The 22,637-nt window shown below is 54.5% G+C and carries 16 protein-coding genes; 8 read left to right on the plus strand and 8 right to left on the minus strand.

From position 1 onward, the window contains the following. Positions 1 to 3: 3 nt before the first annotated feature. The gene (ppdD, locus tag ACMGGH_RS09235; RefSeq protein WP_048960892.1) at positions 4 to 441 is read right to left on the minus strand and encodes a prepilin peptidase-dependent pilin; all 438 of its coding nucleotides are present in this window, start codon (positions 439 to 441) and stop codon (positions 4 to 6) included. Positions 442 to 615: 174 nt separating this feature from the next. Next, entirely contained in the window at positions 616 to 1,509 is an 894-nt protein-coding gene (gene nadC / locus ACMGGH_RS09240; RefSeq protein WP_232948611.1) for a carboxylating nicotinate-nucleotide diphosphorylase, read from the minus strand. Positions 1,510 to 1,596: 87 nt separating this feature from the next. Here nadC and ampD point away from each other — a divergent pair, with 87 nt between their 5' ends. Together ampD and ampE are read left to right on the plus strand one after the other, a co-directional pair. Continuing rightward, a complete protein-coding gene (gene ampD, locus ACMGGH_RS09245; RefSeq protein WP_232948610.1) occupies positions 1,597 to 2,148 on the plus strand; it encodes a 1,6-anhydro-N-acetylmuramyl-L-alanine amidase AmpD in 552 nt (183 codons plus the stop codon). 9 nt (positions 2,149 to 2,157) lie between these two features. After that, a complete protein-coding gene (gene ampE / locus ACMGGH_RS09250; RefSeq protein WP_028015525.1) occupies positions 2,158 to 3,012 on the plus strand; it encodes a beta-lactamase regulator AmpE in 855 nt (284 codons plus the stop codon). Between the two features lie 18 nt (positions 3,013 to 3,030). Here ampE and ACMGGH_RS09255 read toward each other — a convergent pair whose 3' ends face one another. From ACMGGH_RS09255 to aroP, 3 genes are all read right to left on the minus strand, one after another. After that, positions 3,031 to 3,981: a family 43 glycosylhydrolase gene (locus ACMGGH_RS09255; RefSeq protein WP_232948609.1), complete on the minus strand. Its 951-nt coding sequence runs from the start codon at positions 3,979 to 3,981 to the stop codon at positions 3,031 to 3,033. Positions 3,982 to 3,991: 10 nt separating this feature from the next. Beyond that, positions 3,992 to 5,389, minus strand: a complete 1,398-nt coding sequence (locus ACMGGH_RS09260; protein ID WP_049000515.1) for a glycoside-pentoside-hexuronide (GPH):cation symporter — start codon at positions 5,387 to 5,389, stop codon at positions 3,992 to 3,994. 164 nt (positions 5,390 to 5,553) lie between these two features. Continuing rightward, complete coding sequence (gene aroP / locus ACMGGH_RS09265; protein ID WP_227880122.1) at positions 5,554 to 6,924, minus strand: aromatic amino acid transporter AroP; 1,371 nt, start codon at positions 6,922 to 6,924, stop codon at positions 5,554 to 5,556. A gap of 537 nt (positions 6,925 to 7,461) precedes the next feature. Here aroP and pdhR point away from each other — a divergent pair. From pdhR to lpdA, 4 genes are all read left to right on the plus strand, one after another. Continuing rightward, a complete protein-coding gene (pdhR, locus tag ACMGGH_RS09270; RefSeq protein WP_014882565.1) occupies positions 7,462 to 8,226 on the plus strand; it encodes a pyruvate dehydrogenase complex transcriptional repressor PdhR in 765 nt (254 codons plus the stop codon). Between the two features lie 123 nt (positions 8,227 to 8,349). Next, the gene (gene aceE / locus ACMGGH_RS09275; protein ID WP_028015529.1) at positions 8,350 to 11,013 is read left to right on the plus strand and encodes a pyruvate dehydrogenase (acetyl-transferring), homodimeric type; all 2,664 of its coding nucleotides are present in this window, start codon (positions 8,350 to 8,352) and stop codon (positions 11,011 to 11,013) included. A gap of 14 nt (positions 11,014 to 11,027) precedes the next feature. Beyond that, positions 11,028 to 12,926 carry a pyruvate dehydrogenase complex dihydrolipoyllysine-residue acetyltransferase gene (aceF, locus tag ACMGGH_RS09280; protein WP_232948608.1) on the plus strand — a complete coding sequence of 633 codons (1,899 nt, stop codon included), beginning with the start codon at positions 11,028 to 11,030 and terminating at the stop codon, positions 12,924 to 12,926. A 175-nt stretch (positions 12,927 to 13,101) separates the two neighbouring features. Next, positions 13,102 to 14,526 carry a dihydrolipoyl dehydrogenase gene (gene lpdA / locus ACMGGH_RS09285; RefSeq protein WP_023332094.1) on the plus strand — a complete coding sequence of 475 codons (1,425 nt, stop codon included), beginning with the start codon at positions 13,102 to 13,104 and terminating at the stop codon, positions 14,524 to 14,526. Positions 14,527 to 14,578: 52 nt separating this feature from the next. On the opposite strand, the gene ACMGGH_RS09290 is transcribed toward lpdA, so the two are convergent. Both ACMGGH_RS09290 and ACMGGH_RS09295 read right to left on the minus strand, forming a co-directional pair. Further along, on the minus strand, positions 14,579 to 15,370 hold the full coding sequence (locus ACMGGH_RS09290) for a DUF2950 family protein (RefSeq protein ID WP_232948607.1): 792 nt from the start codon (positions 15,368 to 15,370) through the stop codon (positions 14,579 to 14,581). A 10-nt stretch (positions 15,371 to 15,380) separates the two neighbouring features. Next, positions 15,381 to 16,928 carry a DUF3300 domain-containing protein gene (locus ACMGGH_RS09295; RefSeq protein WP_063438131.1) on the minus strand — a complete coding sequence of 516 codons (1,548 nt, stop codon included), beginning with the start codon at positions 16,926 to 16,928 and terminating at the stop codon, positions 15,381 to 15,383. Positions 16,929 to 17,821: 893 nt separating this feature from the next. On the opposite strand from ACMGGH_RS09295, the gene acnB reads away from it, so the two are divergent. Continuing rightward, a complete protein-coding gene (gene acnB, locus ACMGGH_RS09300) occupies positions 17,822 to 20,419 on the plus strand; it encodes a bifunctional aconitate hydratase 2/2-methylisocitrate dehydratase (RefSeq protein WP_045631164.1) in 2,598 nt (865 codons plus the stop codon). Between the two features lie 54 nt (positions 20,420 to 20,473). Here the strand turns inward: acnB and ACMGGH_RS09305 are convergent, their stop codons facing one another. Continuing rightward, positions 20,474 to 21,409, minus strand: a complete 936-nt coding sequence (locus ACMGGH_RS09305) for a DUF4424 family protein (RefSeq protein WP_232948606.1) — start codon at positions 21,407 to 21,409, stop codon at positions 20,474 to 20,476. Positions 21,410 to 21,482: 73 nt separating this feature from the next. Here ACMGGH_RS09305 and ACMGGH_RS09310 point away from each other — a divergent pair, with 73 nt between their 5' ends. Further along, positions 21,483 to 22,571, plus strand: a complete 1,089-nt coding sequence (locus ACMGGH_RS09310) for a DUF4431 domain-containing protein (RefSeq protein WP_232948605.1) — start codon at positions 21,483 to 21,485, stop codon at positions 22,569 to 22,571. Positions 22,572 to 22,637 lie beyond the last annotated feature (66 nt).

Genomic DNA, 22,637 nt, shown 5'->3' on the forward strand with positions numbered 1-22,637 from the left:
TCCTTAGTTAGTGTCGAAGCGGAAGACGTCTTCGCAGGCCTGCTTAAGCGCGCTGTCAGCACTGATATTGCAGTCACGCGTCCAGCCCGTCATACCGTTGCCGTTGCTCCACTGCGGCGTCATGGTTACCGTCAGCCCGTTCAGGCTCTCCTGGCCTGTTAAGGTCACGATCCCTTTCGCCACGCTCATTTCTGAAACGTAACGCGTCGTGGCAGGAGAGGGAATACCGTTACTGCCGGCATCGCAGCTCTCCACGCCGCCGCGATCGAGCGCGCAAAGCTCAATGGCAGTGCGATAGGGAACGAAAGTTTGCAGCATATCGGTGAGGGCTGCTTTACGCAGGTAGTTCTGATAGGCGGGAACGCCGATGGCGCTCAGAATCGCAATGATGCCAATGACCACCATCAGCTCAATGAGTGTGAATCCTTGTTGTCTGTCCATATCTGCTCCTTATGCAAAGTGGCGCTACTTTGTCAGCGGGACAGGGCAGAAACGAGGGGCAAAAAAGAGAACGAGAAAGGAGCTTCAGAGAATTCATTCCGTGTTGCAGAGAAGGACAATGGATTTGCGAGCGAGGCTGAAATTCCCCTCTCCGGACAGAGAGGGGAGCGTGCGTTATTTGAAGCGCATTGAGAGATCGAGGGCGCGCACGTGCTTGGTCAGCGCGCCAACGGAGATGTAATCCACCCCGGTTTCGGCGAACTGACGGATTGTCTCGAAAGTGACGTTTCCGGACACTTCAAGCTGGGCCCGGCCGTTGGTCAGTTTCACCGCCTCGCGCATCTGCTCCGTTTCGAAGTTATCGAGCATGATGATATCGGCCCCGGCCTTGATCGCCTGCTCCAGCTCTTCCAGGCTTTCAACTTCCACCTCAACCGGCACATCCGGATGCAGCCAGAAGGCCTTTTCCACCGCCTGACGCACGGAGCCAGAAGCAATAATGTGGTTCTCTTTAATCAGGAAAGCATCGGATAAGCCCAGACGATGGTTTGCGCCGCCGCCGCAGAGCACCGCGTACTTCAGCGCAGTGCGCAGGCCCGGCAGCGTTTTGCGGGTATCAAGCAGCTGGGTACGGGTGCCGGCCAGCAGGTCAACGTAGCGGCGCACTTCACTGGCGACGCCAGAGAGCGTTTGGACAAAATTGAGCGCGGTACGCTCGCCGGTCAGTAATACGCGGGAAGGACCGTCCAGCTCGAACAGCGGCTGATTGGCGGTCACTGCATCACCATCATCAACGTGCCATGTCACCTGTACATCGTCACCCGCCAGCTGAGTAAAGACCTCTTCAACCCAACGCTTGCCGCAAAAAACGCCCTCCTCACGGGTGATAATGACCGCGTGCGAGTGTGTCTCTTTTGGCAACAATTGTGCGGTAATATCTTTATCGGCGTTAACGTCACCCCCCAGGTCTTCTTTCAACGCATGGGCGACGCTTGCCGGAATATCCATATTAATACGTTCCAGAAGCGCTTCACGTCGGTGGTCGGGGTTGTAGCGGCGAGGCGGCATGATAAAACTCCAAATTGGTAACGAATCATAATATTGAAACATGCTACTCTGAACCGAGTCATTGCACCATACAGAAGGAGTTCCAGCATGTTGTTAGAAAACGGATGGCTGGTGGATGCGCGGCATGTGCCCTCGCCGCACCACGACTGCCGCCCGGAGGATGAAAAGCCCACACTGCTGGTGGTTCATAATATTAGCCTCCCGCCGGGTGAGTTTGGCGGCCCGTGGATCGATGCGTTATTCACGGGAAAGATAGATCCCAATGCTCATCCCTTCTTCGCTGAGATTGCGCATCTGCGCGTGTCGGCTCACTGCCTGATTCGCCGTGATGGTGAGGTGGTTCAGTATGTTCCTTTTGATAAGCGCGCCTGGCATGCCGGGGTATCGATGTATCACGGGCGCGAACGGTGCAACGATTTCTCGATTGGGATTGAGCTGGAAGGCACGGATACTACCCCCTACACCGATGCCCAGTATCAGCAGCTGGTTGCTATTACCCACACGCTTATCGGACTCTACCCGGCAATCGCCGACAATATTACCGGGCACAGCGATATCGCTCCGGCGAGAAAAACCGATCCCGGCCCGGCATTTGACTGGTCGCGGTTTCGCGCCATGCTTGCCGCGTCGTCAGAATAAGGAGATACCATGACGTTGTTTACCATGCTGCTGGTTATCATCGCTGAACGCCTGTTCAAGCTCGGCGAGCACTGGCAACTGGATCACCGGCTGGAGGTGTTATTCCGCCGCATCAAGCACTTTTCCATGCTGCGCACGCTGCTGATGATGGCGGGCGTCATGCTGATTACCTTCCTGCTGCTGCGCTCGCTGTACGGACTCTTTTTTAACGTGCCGCTGCTGGTGGTGTGGATCCTGCTCGGCGTGCTGTGCATCGGTGCGGGCAAGGTGCGTTTGCACTATCACGCCTACCTGAAAGCCGCCTCCCGTGACGATGCCCACGCGCGCGGCGCGATGGCGAGCGAGCTGACGATGATCCACGGCGTGCCGCCGGACTGCGACGAGCGCGAGTTCCTGCGCGAGCTGCAAAACGCGCTGCTGTGGATTAACTTCCGCTACTACCTGGCACCGCTGTTCTGGTTTGTGGTGGGCGGCCCGTGGGGGCCGGTACTGCTGATGGGCTATGCGTTTCTGCGCGCCTGGCAGACCTGGCTTGCCCGTTATCTGACGCCGCATGAGCGTTTGCTGTCCGGCATTGATGCCATCCTGCACGTGCTCGACTGGCTCCCGGTGCGTCTGGTGGGCGTGGTGTACGCCTTAATTGGCCACGGTGAAAAAGCGCTGCCCGCATGGTTCGCTTCTCTTGGGGACCGCCATACGTCCCAGTACCAGGTGTTGACGCGCCTGGCGCAGTTCTCGCTGGCACGCGAACCGCATACCGACAAGATCGAAACGCCAAAAGCCGCCGTCTCCATGGCGAAGAAAACCTCGTTTGTGGTGGTGGTGATTGTGGCGCTGCTGACGATTTACGGCACGCTGGTGTAACCCAGCGCGCCGCAGACGCTATAACGTATCCGCAGGCGGGATGCCGAAATCAGGCATCCCGTTTTCGTCCCAGCGGACAAGCTTCAGGCGAGTATGACGGTTCGGATCGTAAAGCGGATCGCCTTCAATTTCGGTGTAATTTCTTGCGTGGTACACCAATACATCTTCCCCTTCCGGCGTTTGCGTAAAGCTGTTGTGGCCTGGCCCGTACTGGCGGTTCTCGTAGCTGGTGACGAAAACCGGGCGAGGGGATTTGTGCCAGTTTGCCGGGTTTTGCGGATCGGCGTTCAGGTCTATCCACAGTAACCCCATGCAGTAGTTCTCATCGGTAGCGCTGGCGGAGTAGCTGATAAACAGCTTATCGCCGTGAACCAGCACCGCCGGACCTTCGTTGACCCAGAAACCACGGCATTCCCAGTCGTATTCTGGCTTGCTGAGCATCACCGGCTCGCCTTTCAGCGTCCACGGGTTCTCCATTTCACACAGATAGAGGTTAGAGTTACCGGAAATATCCGGGGCTTTTTGCGCCCACAGGTACCAGCGTTTGCCCTGATGAACAAAGGTGGTGGCGTCCAGGGCGAAGGTGTCGAACGGGGTGTTGATTTTCCCTTTCTCGATCCAGGTACCGCTGAGCGGATCGCGGTCCGCACACTCAATCGCAAACATGCGGTGCTGGAACATCCCGAGCGCGTCGAGCGCCTGGGTGTGCGTGGCGGCAAAATAGATGTACCACTTTCCGTCAATGTGGTGCAGTTCCGGTGCCCAGATTAGCTGGCTCATCGGGCCGGTCTCGGGTTTGCGCCAGACCACTACCTCTTCAGCGCCGCGTAGTCCTTCCAGCGAGTCCGCGCGGCGGATCGCCAGCCTGTCGTACTGCGGCACGGAGGCAATAAAATAGTACTGTCCCTCATGGCGTAAAATGTACGGGTCGGCGCGTTGTTCGATAAACGGGTTTGGCCAGTTATGCATGCGGCTTTCCTTATTTAGTCTCAGCGGCTTTGAGTTCCTGATAGTCATTCAGCTCGCGGTAATTGTTGCGGCGTTTTTCCAGATCGGACTGGATCTGCTTCATGGTTTCGCGGTCCACCTTCAGCAGACGTACCACCCCAGCGGTAATTAAGTATCCAATGCCCGGAATGACGGTAAAGAGCAGCACGATCCCGTTAATGGCGTCCGCGCTTTGCGCTTTTGCGCCCGCGTCATAACCGTACCAGGAGAGCAGGAAGCCGACCATCGCACCGGCAATCGCCAGGCCCAGTTTCAGGAAGAAGATGTTACCCGAGAAGCTGATCCCGGTGATGCGCTTCCCGGTTTTCCACTCGCCGTAGTCGTCCACGTCAGCCATCAGCGACCAGTGCAGCGGAGACGGGATCTGGTGCAGGATGTTAAGCAGGAAATAGAGCACCACGATGGTAACGGTGGCTTTCGGGTCGAAGAAATAGAAGGCGCAGGAGAATGCCGCCAGCACGATATTGGTCCAGAAGAAGACCTTCAGCTTACACCAGCGGTCGGTCAGCACTTTCGCCAGCACGCTGCCAAGCATCATGCCGACAACGCCCAGGCTGATAAACAGCGTGGCGAAGTGGGTGCTCTGGCCCATCACCCAGGTGACGTAATACATGGTCGCCGCCATGCGGATAAAGCCCGGGCAGACGTTGCACAGCGTGAGCAGCAAAATGCGCACCCACTGGTCGTTTTTCCACACGTCTTTCAGGTCGTTTTTCAGTTCGTCGTTGGTTTGCACTGCCGGACGCACGCGCTCGCGCACGGTGGCGAAGCAGAACAGGAACATACAGGTACCAATCAGCGCCAGGACGGTCATCGCCATCTGGTAGCCTTTGGCTTTGTTATCCCCGCCAAACCAATCGGCCATCGGCAGCAGCGTTAAGGAGAGCAGCAGCGTGGCGATGCCGACCAGCACGAAGCGATACGACTGGCAGGCCACGCGCTCTTTTGGATCGTTGGTGATCACTCCACCTAACGAGCAGTAAGGGATGTTGATGGCCGTATAGGTTAACGAGAGCAGGAAGTAGGTGACAAACGCATAGATAACTTTGCTGTTATAGCTCCACTCCGGGGTGGTGAACATCAGAATGCTGAACAGCGCGTAGGGGAACGCAATCCACAGCAGCCATGGACGAAACCGGCCATATTTACTGCGGGTACGGTCGGCAATCGCCCCCATGATCGGGTCCGTTACGGCGTCAATTACGCGGACGGACAGCAGCAGCACGCCGACCAGCGCAGGCGCCAGGCCAAAAATATCCGTATAGAAATAGTTAACAAACAGCATGATGGCGCCGAAGATGATGTTGCATCCCGCGTCGCCCATCCCATAGCCGATCTTTTCTTTTACTGACAGTTTGTTGTTATCCATCGACAGCTCTCCGGTTTACGGTATGGGGAGAATTATTCGCTGGCAAAGGAATATATGCGTTGCAGTATCAGGGCGGTGATATGGATAAATGTGCTGTTGGCGTGAAAGTGTGAAGGAGGTAACAACGCGCGGCACCCGCAAAAGCAGGTGCCGCGGCGAGAGGTTTAGTGCGCCTTCATGGCATTACGGCTTTTCTGGCTGAAGAGATAGCCAACGCCAAGGAGCGCAATCCAGACCGGGATCAGGTAGACGGAAATCGCCATGCCCGGCGTGATCAGCATGATCACCAGCACGGCCGCCATAAACAGCAGGCAAATCCAGTTACCCAGCGGATAGAGCAGGGCAGGGAAGCGCGTGGTGACGCCCTGCTGCTGTTTCGCGCGGCGGAACTTCATGTGCGCCAGGCTGATCATCGCCCAGTTGATAACCAGAGCAGAGACTACCAGCGCCATCAGCAGGCCAAACGCCGATTCCGGTGCCATGTAGTTAATCAGCACGCACAGCGCGGTCACGATGGCTGAAACAATGATGGTATTCACAGGCACGCCGCGTTTATCCACGTTGAGCAGCATCTTCGGCGCGTTGCCCTGCTGGGCCAGGCCGAACAGCATACGGCTGTTGCAGTATACGCAGCTGTTGTAAACGGAGAGCGCTGCGGTCAGCACCACGATGTTCAGGGCGTTGGCGACAAAGGTATCGCCCAACTCGTGGAAGATGAGAACAAACGGGCTGGTGTCAGCGGTCACGCGCGTCCACGGCAGCAGGGAGAGCAGCACGGCCAGTGAGCCTACATAGAAGATCAGAATACGGTAGATAACCTGATTTGTGGCTTTCGGAATGCTTTGCTCTGGGTTATCGGCTTCGGCAGCGGTAATACCCACCAGCTCCAGGCCGCCGAAGGAGAACATAATGATTGCCATCATCATCACCAGACCGGTCATGCCGTGAGGCAGGAAGCCGCCCTGTTCCCAGAGGTTACGCACGGTAGCCTGCGGGCCGCCGTTGCCGCTGAACAGCAGCCAGCCACCGAAGATGATCATCGCCACAACGGCAATGACTTTGATAATGGCAAACCAGAACTCCATCTCGCCGAACACTTTTACGTTGGTCAGGTTAATGGCGTTGATAATCACGAAGAAGGCTGCAGCAGACGCCCATGTGGGGATCTCCGGATACCAGAACTGAATGTACTTCCCGACGGCGGTCAGCTCGGCCATAGCAACCAGAACGTACAGCACCCAGTAGTTCCAGCCGGAGGCGAAGCCCGCAAAGCTGCCCCAGTATTTATAGGCAAAGTGGCTGAACGAGCCTGCGACCGGCTCTTCAACGACCATTTCGCCAAGCTGGCGCATGATCAGAAAAGCGATGAAACCCGCAATCGCGTAACCCAAAATAATACCCGGACCGGCTGACTGGATAACGGATGCGCTGCCCAGAAACAGGCCGGTACCAATCGCACCGCCCAGTGCGATGAGCTGTATATGGCGGTTTTTAAGTCCGCGCTTTAGCTGATCGCCGTGCTGTTGAGCTTCCATTTGAAACCTCGTGTGTGGTTGTTATGTTCACGCTGTGCGTGTGTAATTATGAAAGTCCATATTCTGTATTTATTTCTTTACGGTTAAACAAACCGAAAAAAGCGGAGATGACTTCCGTAAGCGCCAGAATAGTGGTAAGCGCCTACGAATGCACCTGCTTTATGAAGGGATGCTGACGACTTGAATAAAAAGAAAGCATTTGTAAATCGGCCCGCTTATTCTTCCTAACCCAACCTATAGAATAGAAATGCTTCTTAAGTGGGCGAATTTTCATTATTTGCCATGTTGAATCGCTTCAGATTGCAAAAACCCTCGTTTCATTATGGTTAAAACTCCCTCTTTGGGAGTAATCAACTCATTTGTGCAAAGTTACATTTCTGAAACGTTATTTCTGTAAGGTTGTTAAAATGTGCAGGGTTTACTGATTTCAATCAAAACCAATATGGACAGAAGGTGAATACTTTGTTACTTTAGCGATACGAACTAGAAATTGGTAAGACCAATTGACTCCGGGCAAAAAGGCGTAAGACAGGGAATATGGCCTACAGCAAAATTCGCCAACCAAAACTATCTGATGTGATTGAGCAGCAGCTGGAGTTTTTAATCCTCGAAGGGACTCTGCGCCCGGGTGAGAAACTTCCGCCAGAACGCGAGCTGGCAAAACAGTTCGACGTTTCTCGTCCCTCTCTGCGTGAGGCGATTCAACGTCTCGAAGCAAAGGGCTTGCTGCTTCGTCGCCAGGGCGGCGGAACCTTTGTGCAAAACAGCCTGTGGCAGAGCTTCAGCGATCCGCTGGTAGAACTTCTCTCTGACCACCCAGAATCCCAGTTTGACCTGCTTGAGACCCGTCACGCGCTGGAAGGTATTGCGGCCTATTACGCTGCCCTTCGCAGCACTGATGAAGATCGCGTGCGTATCCGCGAACTGCATCAGGCCATTGAACGGGCACAGCAGTCCGGCGATTTAGACGCCGAGTCCAGCGCCGTTGTCCAGTATCAAATCGCCGTCACCGAAGCGGCACACAACGTGGTGCTCCTCCATCTGCTACGCTGCATGGAGCCGATGCTGGCCCAGAACGTTCGTCAGAATTTTGAATTGTTGTATGCCCGTCGGGAGATGCTCCCGCTGGTAAGCAACCATCGCACCCGAATATTCGAGGCGATAATGGCCGGGGAACCGGAGCAGGCGCGCGAAGCGTCGCACCGTCATCTGGCCTTCATTGAGGAAATCTTGCTGGACCGCAGCCGTGAACAATCGCGTCGCGAACGTTCATTACGCCGCATACAGCAACGAAAGGATTAAGCGCCAGGTACTTTTAGAGCGCGGCAACTAAACGCAGAACCTGTCTTATTGTGTTCTTGCCCAAGAGCACAATGGGACAGGTTCCAGACAAATCAACGTATTAGATAGATAAGGAATACCCCCATGTCAGAACGTCTCCAAAATGACGTGGATCCGATCGAAACTCGCGACTGGCTACAGGCGATCGAATCGGTCATCCGTGAAGAAGGTGTTGAGCGCGCTCAGTATCTGATTGATCAGCTGCTTTCTGAAGCCCGCAAAGGCGGCGTGAAGGTTGCTTCAGGTGCAGGGGCTAGCAACTACGTAAACACGATTGCCGTTGAAGACGAACCGGAATACCCGGGCAATCTGGATCTGGAACGTCGTATCCGTTCTGCAATCCGCTGGAACGCCATCATGACCGTTCTGCGCGCGTCCAAGAAAGACCTCGAGCTGGGTGGCCACATGGCGTCCTTCCAGTCTTCTGCGACCGTTTACGAAGTGTGCTTCAACCACTTCTTCCGTGCAGCTAACGAGAAAGACGGCGGCGATCTGGTGTACTTCCAGGGCCACATCTCTCCGGGCATCTATGCACGTGCATTCCTGGAAGGTCGTCTGACTGAAGAGCAGATGAACAACTTCCGTCAGGAAGTTCACGGTAAAGGTCTGTCTTCTTATCCGCACCCTAAACTGATGCCTGAATTCTGGCAGTTCCCGACCGTATCTATGGGTCTGGGCCCAATCGGTGCGATCTACCAGGCTAAATTCCTGAAGTATCTGGAACACCGTGGTTTGAAAGACACCTCTGAGCAGACCGTTTACGCCTTCCTGGGCGACGGCGAAATGGATGAGCCAGAATCTAAAGGTGCGATCACCATCGCAACCCGTGAGAAGCTGGACAACCTGTGCTTCATCATCAACTGTAACCTGCAGCGTCTGGATGGTCCGGTAACCGGTAACGGCAAGATCATCAACGAACTGGAAGGCATCTTCGCAGGTGCTGGCTGGAACGTGATCAAAGTCATGTGGGGTTCCCGTTGGGACGAACTGCTGCGTAAAGACACCAGCGGTAAACTGATCCAGCTGATGAACGAAACCGTTGACGGCGACTACCAGACCTTCAAATCCAAAGACGGTGCCTACGTGCGTGAGCACTTCTTCGGCAAATATCCAGAAACCGCAGCGCTGGTTGCCGACTGGACTGATGAGCAGATCTGGGCCCTGAACCGCGGTGGTCACGATCCGAAGAAAATCTACGCTGCACTGAAAAAAGCGCGTGAAACCAAAGGTAAAGCGACTGTAATCCTGGCCCACACCATCAAAGGTTACGGCATGGGTGATACCGCAGAAGGTAAAAACATCGCTCACCAGGTTAAGAAAATGAACATGGACGGCGTGCGCTATATCCGCGACCGTTTCAACGTTCCAGTGACCGATGAGCAGGTAGAAAACCTGTCTTACATCACCTTCCCGGAAGGCTCTGAAGAGCACAAGTACCTGCACGAACGTCGTCAGGCGCTGAAAGGCTACCTGCCAGCTCGTCAGCCTAACTTCACCGAGAAGCTGGAACTGCCAGCGCTGGAAGACTTCTCTCAGCTGCTGGAAGAGCAGAACAAAGAGATCTCTACCACTATCGCTTTCGTTCGTGCCCTGAACGTGATGCTGAAGAACAAGTCGATCAAAGATCGCCTGGTGCCAATCATCGCCGACGAAGCGCGTACTTTCGGTATGGAAGGTCTGTTCCGTCAGATCGGTATTTACAGCCCGAACGGCCAGCAGTACACCCCGCAGGACCGTGAGCAGGTTGCATACTACAAAGAAGACGAGAAAGGTCAGATTCTGCAGGAAGGTATCAACGAGCTGGGCGCAGGCGCATCCTGGCTGGCTGCTGCGACTTCATACAGCACCAACAACCTGCCGATGATCCCGTTCTACATCTACTACTCCATGTTCGGGTTCCAGCGTATCGGTGACCTGTGCTGGCAGGCAGGCGACCAGCAGGCTCGCGGCTTCCTGATCGGTGGTACTTCTGGTCGTACGACTCTGAACGGTGAAGGTCTGCAGCACGAAGATGGCCACAGCCACATTCAGTCTCTGACTATTCCTAACTGTATCTCTTACGACCCGTCCTACGCGTACGAAGTTGCTGTCATCATGCATGACGGTCTGCAGCGCATGTACGGTGAAGCGCAGGAGAACATTTACTACTACATCACCACCCTGAACGAAAACTACCACATGCCGGCAATGCCAGCAGGTGCCGAGGAAGGTATCCGTAAAGGTATCTACAAACTCGAAACCATTGAAGGTAGCAAAGGTAAAGTTCAGCTGCTGGGCTCCGGTTCTATCCTGCGTCACGTTCGTGAAGCAGCGCAGATCCTGGCGAAAGACTACGGCGTGGGTTCCGACGTGTACTCTGTGACTTCCTTCACCGAACTGGCGCGTGATGGCCAGGATTGTGAGCGCTGGAACATGCTGCACCCAATGGAAACCCCACGCGTTCCGTACATCGCTCAGGTGATGAACGACGCGCCAGCGGTGGCGTCCACTGACTATATGAAACTGTTCGCTGAGCAGGTTCGTACATACGTTCCAGCTGATGATTATCGCGTACTGGGTACTGACGGCTTCGGTCGTTCTGACAGCCGCGAAAACCTGCGTCACCACTTCGAAGTTGATGCTTCTTACGTGGTTGTAGCAGCACTGGGCGAACTGGCTAAACGTGGCGAAATCGATAAGAAAGTGGTTGCGGACGCAATTACCAAATTCAACATCGATGCAGAAAAAGTTAACCCGCGTCTGGCGTAAGAGGTAAAAGAATAATGGCTATCGAAATCAATGTACCGGACATCGGGGCTGATGAAGTTGAAATCACCGAGATCCTGGTCAAAGTGGGCGACAAAGTTGAAGCTGAACAGTCGCTGATCACCGTAGAAGGCGACAAAGCCTCTATGGAAGTCCCGTCTCCTCAGGCTGGCATCGTTAAGGAGATCAAAGTCTCCGTTGGCGATAAAACCGAGACTGGCAAACTGATCATGATTTTCGATTCCGCCGACGGTGCAGCAGCTGCTGCACCTGCGCAGGAAGAGAAGAAAGAAGCCGCTCCGGCCGCCGCTGCTCCAGCAGCTGCCGCGAGCGCGAAAGAAGTGAACGTGCCTGACATCGGCGGTGACGAAGTTGAAATCACTGAAATCCTGGTGAAAGTGGGCGATACCGTTGCGGCCGAGCAGTCACTGATCACCGTAGAAGGCGACAAAGCCTCTATGGAAGTACCAGCGCCATTCGCCGGTACCGTAAAAGAGATCAAGATCAACACCGGCGATAAAGTGTCTACCGGGTCGCTTATCATGGTCTTCGAAGTGGCGGGTGCTGCACCTGCTGCCGCGCCTGCACAGGCCGCTGCTCCGGCTCCGGCCGCAGCAGCGGCCGCTGCTGGCGGCGCGAAAGACGTTAACGTACCGGACATCGGCGGTGACGAAGTTGAAGTCACCGAAGTGATGGTAAAAGTGGGCGACAAAGTTGCCGCTGAACAGTCACTGATCACCGTTGAAGGCGACAAGGCTTCCATGGAAGTGCCTGCGCCGTTCGCCGGTACCGTTAAAGAGATCAAAATCAGCACCGGCGACAAAGTGTCTACCGGCTCCCTGATCATGGTCTTCGAAGTGGAAGGCGCTGCGCCTGCCGCAGCTCCGGCTGCCGCGGCTGCTCCAGCACCGGCTGCTGCACCGGCTCAGGCTGCTAAACCAGCCGCTGCCCCTGCTGCAAAAGCAGAAAAATCAGAGTTCGCTGAAAACGACGCTTACGTCCACGCCACCCCGCTGATTCGTCGCCTGGCGCGCGAATTCGGTGTGAACCTGGCGAAAGTGAAAGGTACCGGCCGTAAGGGTCGTATCCTGCGCGAAGACGTTCAGGCTTACGTGAAAGACGCGGTGAAACGCGCCGAAGCTGCACCTGCGGCAGCCGCTGGCGGCGGTATCCCGGGCATGCTGCCATGGCCGAAAGTGGACTTCAGCAAGTTCGGCGAAATCGAAGAAGTGGAGCTGGGCCGTATCCAGAAAATCTCTGGTGCGAACCTGAGCCGTAACTGGGTGATGATCCCGCACGTTACCCACTTCGACAAAACCGATATCACCGATCTGGAAGCGTTCCGTAAACAGCAGAACGCCGAAGCCGAGAAGCGTAAACTGGACGTGAAATTCACCCCAGTGGTCTTCATCATGAAGGCGGTTGCTGCGGCTCTGGAACAGATGCCACGCTTCAACAGCTCCCTGTCCGAAGACGGCCAGAAGCTGACGCTGAAGAAATACATCAACATCGGTGTTGCGGTAGATACGCCAAATGGTCTGGTTGTTCCGGTATTCAAAGACGTGAACAAGAAGAGCATCACTGAGCTGTCCCGTGAACTGACCACCATCTCCAAGAAAGCGCGTGATGGTAAGCTGACTGCCGGCGAAATGCAGGGCGGCTGCTTCACTATCTCCAGCATCGGCGGGCTGGGTACCACCCACTTCGCGCCGATTGTGAACGCGCCGGAAGTGGCTATCCTCGGTGTGTCCAAGTCCGCGATGGAGCCGGTGTGGAATGGCAAAGAGTTCGTGCCGCGTCTGATGATGCCAATCTCTCTGTCCTTCGACCACCGCGTGATCGACGGGGCTGATGGTGCGCGTTTCATCACCATCATCAACAACATGCTGAGCGACATTCGCCGCCTGGTGATGTAATCGAAAAGCCGGCCAGTCGGCCGGCTTTTTTCTGATAATCTCATGGTGTTTATGAGGTTATTGGTGAAAGCGACAATTCGTGAGCCGTTTGTTGTTTCAAAATTGTTAACAATTTTGTAAACTGCGGGCGGATAGAACGACCCGGTGGACGACGGGTATAAACTAAGAGGTCATGATGAGCACAGAAATCAAAACTCAGGTCGTAGTACTTGGGGCAGGCCCGGCAGGTTACTCCGCAGCATTTCGTGCAGCGGATTTAGGTCTGGAAACCGTCATCGTAGAGCGTTACAGCACCCTCGGCGGTGTTTGTCTGAACGTCGGCTGTATCCCTTCTAAAGCGCTGCTGCACGTAGCGAAAGTTATCGAAGAAGCCAAAGCGCTGGCTGAACACGGTATCGTCTTCGGCGAGCCAAAAACCGATATCGACAAAATCCGTACCTGGAAAGAGAAAGTTATCACTCAGCTGACCGGCGGTCTGGCGGGTATGGCGAAAGGCCGTAAGGTCAAAGTGGTTAACGGTCTGGGTAAATTCACCGGTGCGAACACCCTGGAAGTGGAAGGCGAAAACGGCAAAACCGTTATCAACTTCGACAACGCGATCATCGCGGCAGGCTCTCGCCCAATCGAACTGCCATTCATTCCACATGAAGATCCACGCGTGTGGGATTCCACTGATGCCCTGGAGCTGAAAACCGTTCCTAAGCGTCTGCTGGTTATGGGCGGCGGTATCATCGGTCTGGAAATGGGTACCGTGTACCATGCGCTGGGTTCAGACATTGACGTGGTTGAAATGTTCGACCAGGTTATCCCGGCTGCTGACAAAGACATCGTTAAAGTCTTCACCAAGCGCATCAGCAAGAAGTTTAACCTGATGCTGGAAACCAAAGTGACTGCCGTTGAAGCGAAAGAAGACGGTATTTACGTTTCCATGGAAGGCAAAAAAGCCCCATCCGAACCACAGCGTTACGACGCCGTGCTGGTGGCTATCGGTCGTGTACCGAACGGTAAAAATCTCGACGCGGGCAAAGCTGGCGTGGAAGTGGACGACCGTGGCTTCATCCGCGTTGACAAACAGCTGCGCACCAACGTGCCGCACATCTTTGCTATCGGCGATATCGTCGGTCAGCCAATGCTGGCGCACAAAGGTGTTCACGAAGGTCACGTTGCCGCTGAAGTTATCGCCGGCATGAAGCACTACTTCGATCCGAAAGTGATCCCATCTATCGCGTACACCGAGCCAGAAGTTGCATGGGTCGGTCTGACCGAGAAAGAAGCGAAAGAGAAAGGCATCAGCTACGAAACCGCCACCTTCCCGTGGGCTGCTTCTGGCCGTGCTATCGCTTCCGACTGCGCAGACGGTATGACCAAACTGATCTTCGACAAAGAGACTCACCGCGTAATCGGTGGTGCGATTGTCGGTACCAACGGCGGTGAGCTGCTGGGTGAAATCGGTCTGGCTATCGAAATGGGCTGTGACGCGGAAGACATCGCGCTGACCATCCACGCGCACCCGACTCTGCACGAGTCCGTGGGCCTGGCGGCTGAAGTGTTTGAAGGTAGCATTACTGACCTGCCAAACGCGAAAGCGAAGAAGAAATAAGTTTCTTCAGATGAAAAAAGCGGCCTGAGGCCGCTTTTTTTATGCGCGGCGTTCAGGGTGCTACAGGCTGCCAGGTGTTATCAGGTGCGTATGAGGCCAGCGCCCGGGCCTTCTGCCCCGAATCGCTGCCGAGATCGGACTGGTACACCTTGTCGTCCTGGTTTATCACAAAGCTCATGACGCCTGTCTGACCATAGCTGACAGGCCACGCCACCATCGCGAAACCGTGATTATCCGGCAGGATGCGGAAGCGATAGCCATGGTAACCCGCGCCTGGCTCTTTAGGGCTAAATGCCGGGCCAAGCGGGCTTGGCGCTTCACCGGGCGAGACGGGCCAGTACAGACCGTCCTTTTTACCCTCAGAACTGACAATCTTCTGCGCGTATTTCTGATTCATCGCAAAATAGCTCTGCTGAGCGGCCACGTAAGCATGCAGGGCTTCGATGGCGGCAAGTTCGTTGCGCCCAATTTCGCGGGTCAGGATCTCCTCGGCGCCTTCTTTGATGTCAAACTGCCAGCCGGAGGCGGTTTTGATCACCGGAATGGGAAGTTGCCAGCCGCTGTCTCCGACAACCAGATGCGCTTTATCGCCTTCGACAATGGTGTTATGACGGACTTTCCAGTCGCGCAGAAAGCGATCGACTGCGTCAGGATCAACGCCTTCAGGGGGCAGGAAGTCGCGCCAGTTTTCACCGAGCAGGTTGCTCATCGCGCTTTCGTTTTGCTCGCGGATGGCGCTTTCCAGCGCATTGGTAGCCTGTTCTGGTGAGCTGAAGGATTGCTGCGCCATGACGGTCGCCGAGACCATGAACAACACCATTCCACTGAGTAATTTACGTTTCATGTCGGCTCCCTTAGCGATGACGGAATTCACGGTGTTCAGCACGTCCAGCCGCTGCCGGGCGTAGCTGCTGCTGACGAGCGGCGAGGTGTCTGCTTTGCGCCCCACGCTGCTGCTGCGCCTGCCAGTTGGCGGAACGGCTGTCGTTGCCGCTCAGTGCATTGGCCCGGAGCTGACTGTTTCGCTGCTGGAAGGGACGTTGCTGAGAAGGCTGAACCCGTTTCTCTTGTCTCTGCGCGGTGGTCTGGCGGTTTTCTCGCTGCTGCGTGGTGGCCCGCTTCGCCGTCTGCGGTTTGGTGTCATAGCCACGGTAGTTATTGCGCTGAGAAATCTGTTTCAGCTGTTCACTTGAGGCCTGTCGCTGCGCCGCTTTCGTGCCCGGGCGAGCAGTCTGTGGGAAGGTTTTACCTGTCGATTTCTCCATCTGGCTCAGCGCCGCCTGACGCTGGCTATCGCGATTAACCGGTTGCTGCGTTGCACTAAGACCCGTGGCCGTGTTGGTGGAGTGGAAACGCGTGTTGAGCTGGTTTGTCGGGTAGGGGACACCTTCCCGATAGGCCGGGTTGTGCTGCCAGGTACGGTTGGCGTCCGTCAGACGTTGTCCGCTGATTTTATTGAAGTTCTCAACGTTAATATTGATGTTGTTATCACCGTTGCGGTTGTAGCCGCCGTGATTATCCCAGTCACCGTCATGATGATGGTCCCAGTCATCGTCATCATCCCAGTCGATATTGCTGAAGATGGCATAAGTTGTGGCGACACCCAGGCTGAAACCTAAGCCGTTGACGAAGCTGTTGCCAAACTGCTCCCCGGGTGACGGCGGGAGATAGGTTGGCGGATAGGCGGTATTAGGCCAGGTCCCGTAAACCGTATTGGGATTATAGGTGGGGACGTAAACCACCTGCGGGTCGGCAGATTCAATTTTGATCACCGTCGGGGCCGGTGCGGACGTGGTGGTTGACGTTGACTCGGTGGTGCTGGTTTTTGCCGGTGCGGGTTTCGTTACCGTGGTGACCGTCTGCTGAGGAGTAGATTGCAAGGCGCCGGTCTTCTGCGCCAGCGCGCGCAGGCGTTGAACGGAATCCATCACATCTTTCGGCTGGGCGAGAAACGCATCGCCCAGATTTTGTACCCACGGCGGATTCTCTCCCATCAGCGACATAAGCTGAGGAAACGCAACCAGGGATTTTACACTGGGATCCCAGGGCTGGCTGGCAACGGCCTGAATCGCGGCGTCCCCTTCCATTTTGGGGTTGTCTTTGGACCACTGCGCCGCTTGAATCACGTTGGCCGGGTAGGTCGAGGCCATCAAGATTTGTGACAGCAGAGCATCCGGGTAGAGCGCGATGGGGGCAACCCACTGATCGATTTGCGCGGCAGTGTAGGTTGGCGCGACGACAGGGGCCGGCTGGGCTGCGGTAGGCGCTGACGGTGGTTGCGCGACGGGGGCTGGCGCAACGGGTTCCGTTGCACGACTTTTGACAAACATGACGCCTGAGGCGGCAAACAGCCCGGCACTGCACAGAAGGACAAGCAGATGTGGCTTAAAGGGCAACTTCATAAAATGACTCCAACGAGACAGGCGCTGTGCCGTGAGGCGTTACGGTTGGCGTGAGTATTATTCACCCGTCTTTTACTGTTTTGACTTTTATTGGGAAGCGTCCGGTACGTCCGGATAAAGAGTGTGAGTATTTATTACACAATTATATGCGATGCGGGAAAAGGCGCCGGGAATTCAGAAGGCCGCTCTTACGAGCGGCCAGCAGCTAGTTGCCGAGGTTGACGACAAACAGCACCGTGATGTCGGATATGTTCCAGCCACCGTGCAGTGCGATAAGCAGTAAACCGATCGCAACGATCAGCGCAGTGATTCGCATCTCCATTGCGTGCGTTCCTGTACAGGCTACGCGGGTTCCTTCTTCACCGGAAAAGGCAGAACCAGGCAAATGAGTACATTGCCGCGTAGGTTACGGAACTGCTTCCGGGCCCGGTGACTGGTTGCTACACCAGCGAAGCAGGCCGGGGGCAACAGTATTACAGCCGAAATGGACTGAAAAGAGGTGAAATGCAGTTTCATCCTTTTACATTCGAAACTGGATGGCGGCTCGTAAACACAAAACATGTGCTTGCGGATCTGCATACTCAGGAGCATTATTCATGCCGAGTGCATTGCCGCAAATCTGCCAACCCGGTGTGCTACCACCGCAAGGCAACAAAATAACCGCTATCAGGCGGTTTTTTTGTCCCCAAAATTCACCTCGCCTCCCCGCTACACCATGCTTAACGATTCAGCAAACTTTTTAATGTTGCTTTTTTGTAAACGGATTAACACTGTGCAGAAATCCTGCTATGCTGCCCGACGCGGTATCGGGCATTTACCCTACAAACTGCTGTCTCACAGGAGCGTGAAGAGAACGCCCGCCGCATATGACAATGAGAGCGAGGAGAACCGTCGTGCTAGAAGAATACCGTAAGCACGTAGCAGAACGTGCCGCCGAGGGAATTGTACCCAAACCTTTAGATGCAACCCAAATGGCCGCGCTCGTCGAGCTGCTGAAGAACCCGCCTAAGGGCGAAGAAGAATTCCTGTTAGATCTGTTGATCAACCGCGTACCGCCTGGCGTAGATGAAGCTGCCTACGTAAAAGCCGGATTCCTTGCTGCTATCGCCAAAGGCGAAGCCACCTCCCCACTGGTTACTCCTGAAAAAGCCATTGAACTGCTCGGCACCATGCAGGGTGGTTACAACATTCATCCGCTGATTGACGCGCTGGATAACGACAAGCTGGCACCGATTGCCGCTAAAGCGCTCTCTTCCACGCTGCTGATGTTCGATAACTTCTACGACGTAGAAGAAAAAGCCAAAGCGGGCAACGTCTATGCGAAGCAGGTGATGCAGTCCTGGGCCGATGCCGAATGGTTCCTGAACCGCCCTGCGCTGGCGGAAAAAATTACCGTGACCGTCTTTAAGGTGACCGGTGAAACCAACACCGATGACCTGTCTCCGGCACCGGACGCGTGGTCTCGTCCTGATATCCCGCTGCACGCCCTGGCGATGCTGAAAAACGCCCGTGAAGGCATTGAGCCAGATCAGCCGGGCGTGGTGGGCCCGATCAAACAGATCGAAGCGCTGCAGAAGAAAGGTTTCCCGCTGGCCTACGTCGGTGACGTTGTGGGTACCGGCTCTTCCCGTAAGTCCGCCACCAACTCCGTACTGTGGTTCATGGGCGACGACATTCCGCACGTACCGAACAAGCGCGGCGGCGGCCTGTGCCTCGGTGGCAAAATTGCGCCAATCTTCTTCAACACCATGGAAGATGCGGGCGCGCTGCCGATCGAAGTGGATGTTTCTAACCTGAACATGGGCGACGTGATTGACGTCTATCCGTATAAAGGCGAAGTGCGCAACCATGAAACCAACGAGCTGCTGGCAAGCTTCGAACTGAAAACCGACGTGCTGATTGACGAAGTGCGTGCCGGTGGCCGTATTCCGCTGATCATCGGGCGTGGCCTGACCACCAAAGCGCGTGAAGCGCTGGGTCTGCCGCACTCCGACGTTTTCCGTCACGCGAAAGACGTGGCAGAAAGCAACCGCGGCTTCTCGCTGGCACAGAAAATGGTGGGTCGCGCGTGCGGCGTAGCCGGTATCCGTCCTGGCGCATACTGCGAGCCGAAGATGACCTCCGTGGGCTCTCAGGACACCACTGGCCCAATGACCCGTGACGAACTGAAAGACCTGGCGTGCCTGGGCTTCTCTTCTGACCTGGTGATGCAGTCCTTCTGCCACACGGCGGCCTATCCGAAGCCGGTTGACGTGACCACGCACCACACGCTGCCAGACTTCATCATGAACCGCGGCGGCGTGTCACTGCGTCCGGGTGACGGTGTCATCCACTCCTGGCTGAACCGCATGCTGCTGCCAGATACCGTGGGTACCGGCGGTGATTCCCATACCCGTTTCCCAATTGGTATCTCCTTCCCGGCGGGCTCCGGCCTGGTGGCGTTTGCTGCAGCGACCGGCGTAATGCCGCTGGACATGCCTGAATCCGTGCTGGTGCGCTTCAAGGGCAAAATGCAGCCGGGCATCACTCTGCGCGACCTGGTTCACGCGATCCCGCTGTATGCCATCAAACAGGGCCTGCTGACCGTTGAGAAGAAAGGCAAGAAAAACATCTTCTCTGGCCGTATCCTGGAAATTGAAGGTCTGCCGGATCTGAAAGTGGAGCAGGCGTTCGAGCTGACCGACGCCTCCGCCGAGCGTTCTGCGGCAGGCTGTACCATCAAGCTGAACAAAGAGCCGATCATTGAGTATCTGACTTCCAACATCGTGCTGCTGAAGTGGATGATTGCAGAAGGCTACGGCGATCGTCGTACGCTGGAGCGTCGTATTCAGGGCATGGAGAAATGGCTGGCGGATCCGCAGCTGCTGGAAGCTGACGCAGACGCAGAGTACGCGGCGGTGATCGACATCGATCTGGCGGATATTAAAGAGCCAATCCTGTGTGCGCCGAACGATCCGGACGACGCGCGTCTGCTCTCTGACGTGCAGGGCGATAAGATCGACGAAGTGTTCATCGGCTCCTGTATGACCAACATCGGCCACTTCCGCGCCGCCGGTAAGCTGCTGGATACCCACAAAGGCCAGCTGCCGACCCGCCTGTGGGTGGCACCGCCAACCCGTATGGACGCGGCTCAATTGACCGAAGAGGGTTACTACAGCGTGTTCGGTAAGAGCGGGGCGCGTATCGAAATCCCTGGCTGCTCCCTGTGTATGGGTAACCAGGCACGCGTGGCCGACGGTGCGACGGTGGTTTCCACCTCTACCCGTAACTTCCCAAACCGTTTAGGTACTGGTGCGAACGTCTACCTGGCCTCTGCGGAGCTGGCGGCGGTTGCGGCGCTGATTGGCAAACTGCCAACACCGGAAGAGTACCAGACCTTCGTGGCGCAGGTGGATAAGACGGCGGTGGATACCTATCGCTATCTGAACTTCGACCAGCTCTCTCAGTACACCGAGAAGGCTGACGGGGTTATCTTCCAGACGGCGGTATAAAGCGTTTTAACGCTCATAAAAGCCTGGCGGTGCGAATTCGCCAGGCTTATTTAACTACCATGAGGATAAATAAATAATATTCAGGTCTTGTTCTGGTTTAAAGTTTTTCTGTTTAAACTCCAGTGTCAGTGGGTCGATCGACTTTAATGAATGATTGAAGCAAACAACGGCTACTTCATCCGCTGTGCGCTTATGAACACGCAGTGTAAAATCGCCAATGACGCCTTCCTTCCAGTTAGCTCCCGTGGTCAGAATATAGTCCAACTGAGCCCAGTTAAATCCAGGAAAGTCCTCCTCCTGATGGTTACGCTTAACGTTACTGCGCAACCGGGAGAGTTGTTGCTGATTTTCATCAGTCAGGCAATAATTATCCGTAATATCTGCCACCTCACGCGGCACGCCGCTGGTCAGACTGGGGGTGTAGGTATGATTGATCATTACCTCTTTACCTGCAGGGAAGGTCTGTTGCCAGATAAAAAATTGCTGAACGGCGAGGAAAGATTCATTATTTTTCACCCATGCCTCGGGTAGGGCTGGCAGATTGTCGGGCTGCCGAAAAATTTCATTGTTTTTTAATACATTCCGTAATTGTTCGACCGTCCAGCCTGCTTTCAGGAGTTTATCGGTAATATCTTCCCTGGTATTCCCTTTCTCGTTGATAAGCAGGGCTATCCACTGCTCTTGAGGGGTGACTGGCTTACCGTTAACGCTTAATTTGAAATTCATTAATCCGGGGTTACGGTCTGTTTCATCGTACTGCTCCGGCGGCATAGGAAAAGCAACCGGAAGCGTCACATCCAGTGGTGCGTGGTTAACAAACAGATAATCAACGTTGATACGTTCCGGGCTAATCAGCAGCCGTTCTTTCTCCATGCTGATATCATTTTGTTTAAGTAATTCAATGGTACTATTAACCTCACCTATAGAAGTGTCATTGGCATAAACGGCCATGCTGGTGATGAGTAACAATGCTCCGGTTATATCTCTCATGTAAAATAATTCCAAATCTCGGAAAATACTCTTATCATAACGAGAAAGATGCCACATTTCGAGGGGCAAGATAATGCGCTATTTTTCATTGTTGTTTATTATTTTTTGCTGTCATTCATTTGCTGAGGATATGGTTTTCCTTAAAAAGGGAGATTTTGTTCGTCAAAATATTGCTGAGAATTTACGAGGTGAAGAGAATCTAAAAAATGCGGTTTTTCATATTAAACGTGTAAATGCTGGCGGAAATATCGCCTATTTTTGTGCGCTAATAAAAGATAAGAATAATAATTATATACAGACAGTGAATAATAAATATCATCTATACGATCGTATTATGTTAAGTACCGATAATGGGTGGATTAGCGCTACCAGACTTGACAGCGAAGTGGACACACCGGAAACAGCGCATTGTTTTTATGCACCTGAAGTAATATTACAATCTGAGTCACTCATGAAGAGAGTTGAGCAAGAGGGCCGAAAAGAACTTTGCCAGCCAGTGCATAAAGGTGATCCGTTACGTATGAATATTCTTAATGCTCTGCGCGCCAGTTACATAGGCGACAGCAATATGGCCGTGCTAAACGGCACACGACCTGAAGTGACATGGGTCGTTAAGGAATTATGTGCCAGCGAAAAATATGCATGGTTTTTTGGTCATGCCATCGGAGATCGGCAGAGTGTTTATAGTGAAAATAAGGAAAATATCGAGGTTATTTTACAGGCGGAAAGTAATGGTGAATGGCATACAATACCAGGACATAATGTTCTGACACAGCAGTCCGCTGTGCCCTGGCCTCAGAATAATGGCTATCTTTCTGCCGCAATGCTGGAAAAAATGGCGCAACGCGCACAGCAGCGTTGCGTGCTGGAAGGGGATACCGTCAGGATTTCCGGGACATTGCAGGAAGCAGGCAAGGGGGCTGATGCATACTGGGTGATAATATCTGATGAGCCGTTTGGTTGTGTACGGGATGCGGATACGCATCTGTCAGGGTGGAATTCACGAATGCAGCTTCTGCTCACGGAAGATGAGAAAAACTTAATGAAGGATCTACCCGGTCAAAACGTTCATGTTGGCGGCGATATCCTGTTGGCATTGAGTACGCATCATCACACTGCACTACTGTTAAATAATATTTTTTTATTAAAGGCTATAAAATAAATCCACACCATCGTTTTTTGTACTCGTTGTGGGGAACCTGGTCCGGAAGAGATGACGACACTTTTT

It is taken from the genome of Enterobacter sp. BNK-16 (assembly GCF_048684955.1).
GTDB lineage: Bacteria > Pseudomonadota > Gammaproteobacteria > Enterobacterales > Enterobacteriaceae > Enterobacter > Enterobacter bugandensis.

Coding starts and splice junctions, on each gene's coding strand:
- ppdD (WP_048960892.1), bottom strand. CDS start 441: ATGGACAGACAACAAGGATTCACACTCATTGAGCTGATGGTGGTCATT.
- nadC (WP_232948611.1), bottom strand. CDS start 1,509: ATGCCGCCTCGCCGCTACAACCCCGACCACCGACGTGAAGCGCTTCTG.
- ampD (WP_232948610.1), top strand. CDS start 1,597: ATGTTGTTAGAAAACGGATGGCTGGTGGATGCGCGGCATGTGCCCTCG.
- ampE (WP_028015525.1), top strand. CDS start 2,158: ATGACGTTGTTTACCATGCTGCTGGTTATCATCGCTGAACGCCTGTTC.
- ACMGGH_RS09255 (WP_232948609.1), bottom strand. CDS start 3,981: ATGCATAACTGGCCAAACCCGTTTATCGAACAACGCGCCGACCCGTAC.
- ACMGGH_RS09260 (WP_049000515.1), bottom strand. CDS start 5,389: ATGGATAACAACAAACTGTCAGTAAAAGAAAAGATCGGCTATGGGATG.
- aroP (WP_227880122.1), bottom strand. CDS start 6,924: ATGGAAGCTCAACAGCACGGCGATCAGCTAAAGCGCGGACTTAAAAAC.
- pdhR (WP_014882565.1), top strand. CDS start 7,462: ATGGCCTACAGCAAAATTCGCCAACCAAAACTATCTGATGTGATTGAG.
- aceE (WP_028015529.1), top strand. CDS start 8,350: ATGTCAGAACGTCTCCAAAATGACGTGGATCCGATCGAAACTCGCGAC.
- aceF (WP_232948608.1), top strand. CDS start 11,028: ATGGCTATCGAAATCAATGTACCGGACATCGGGGCTGATGAAGTTGAA.
- lpdA (WP_023332094.1), top strand. CDS start 13,102: ATGAGCACAGAAATCAAAACTCAGGTCGTAGTACTTGGGGCAGGCCCG.
- ACMGGH_RS09290 (WP_232948607.1), bottom strand. CDS start 15,370: ATGAAACGTAAATTACTCAGTGGAATGGTGTTGTTCATGGTCTCGGCG.
- ACMGGH_RS09295 (WP_063438131.1), bottom strand. CDS start 16,928: ATGAAGTTGCCCTTTAAGCCACATCTGCTTGTCCTTCTGTGCAGTGCC.
- ACMGGH_RS09305 (WP_232948606.1), bottom strand. CDS start 21,409: ATGAGAGATATAACCGGAGCATTGTTACTCATCACCAGCATGGCCGTT.
- ACMGGH_RS09310 (WP_232948605.1), top strand. CDS start 21,483: ATGCGCTATTTTTCATTGTTGTTTATTATTTTTTGCTGTCATTCATTT.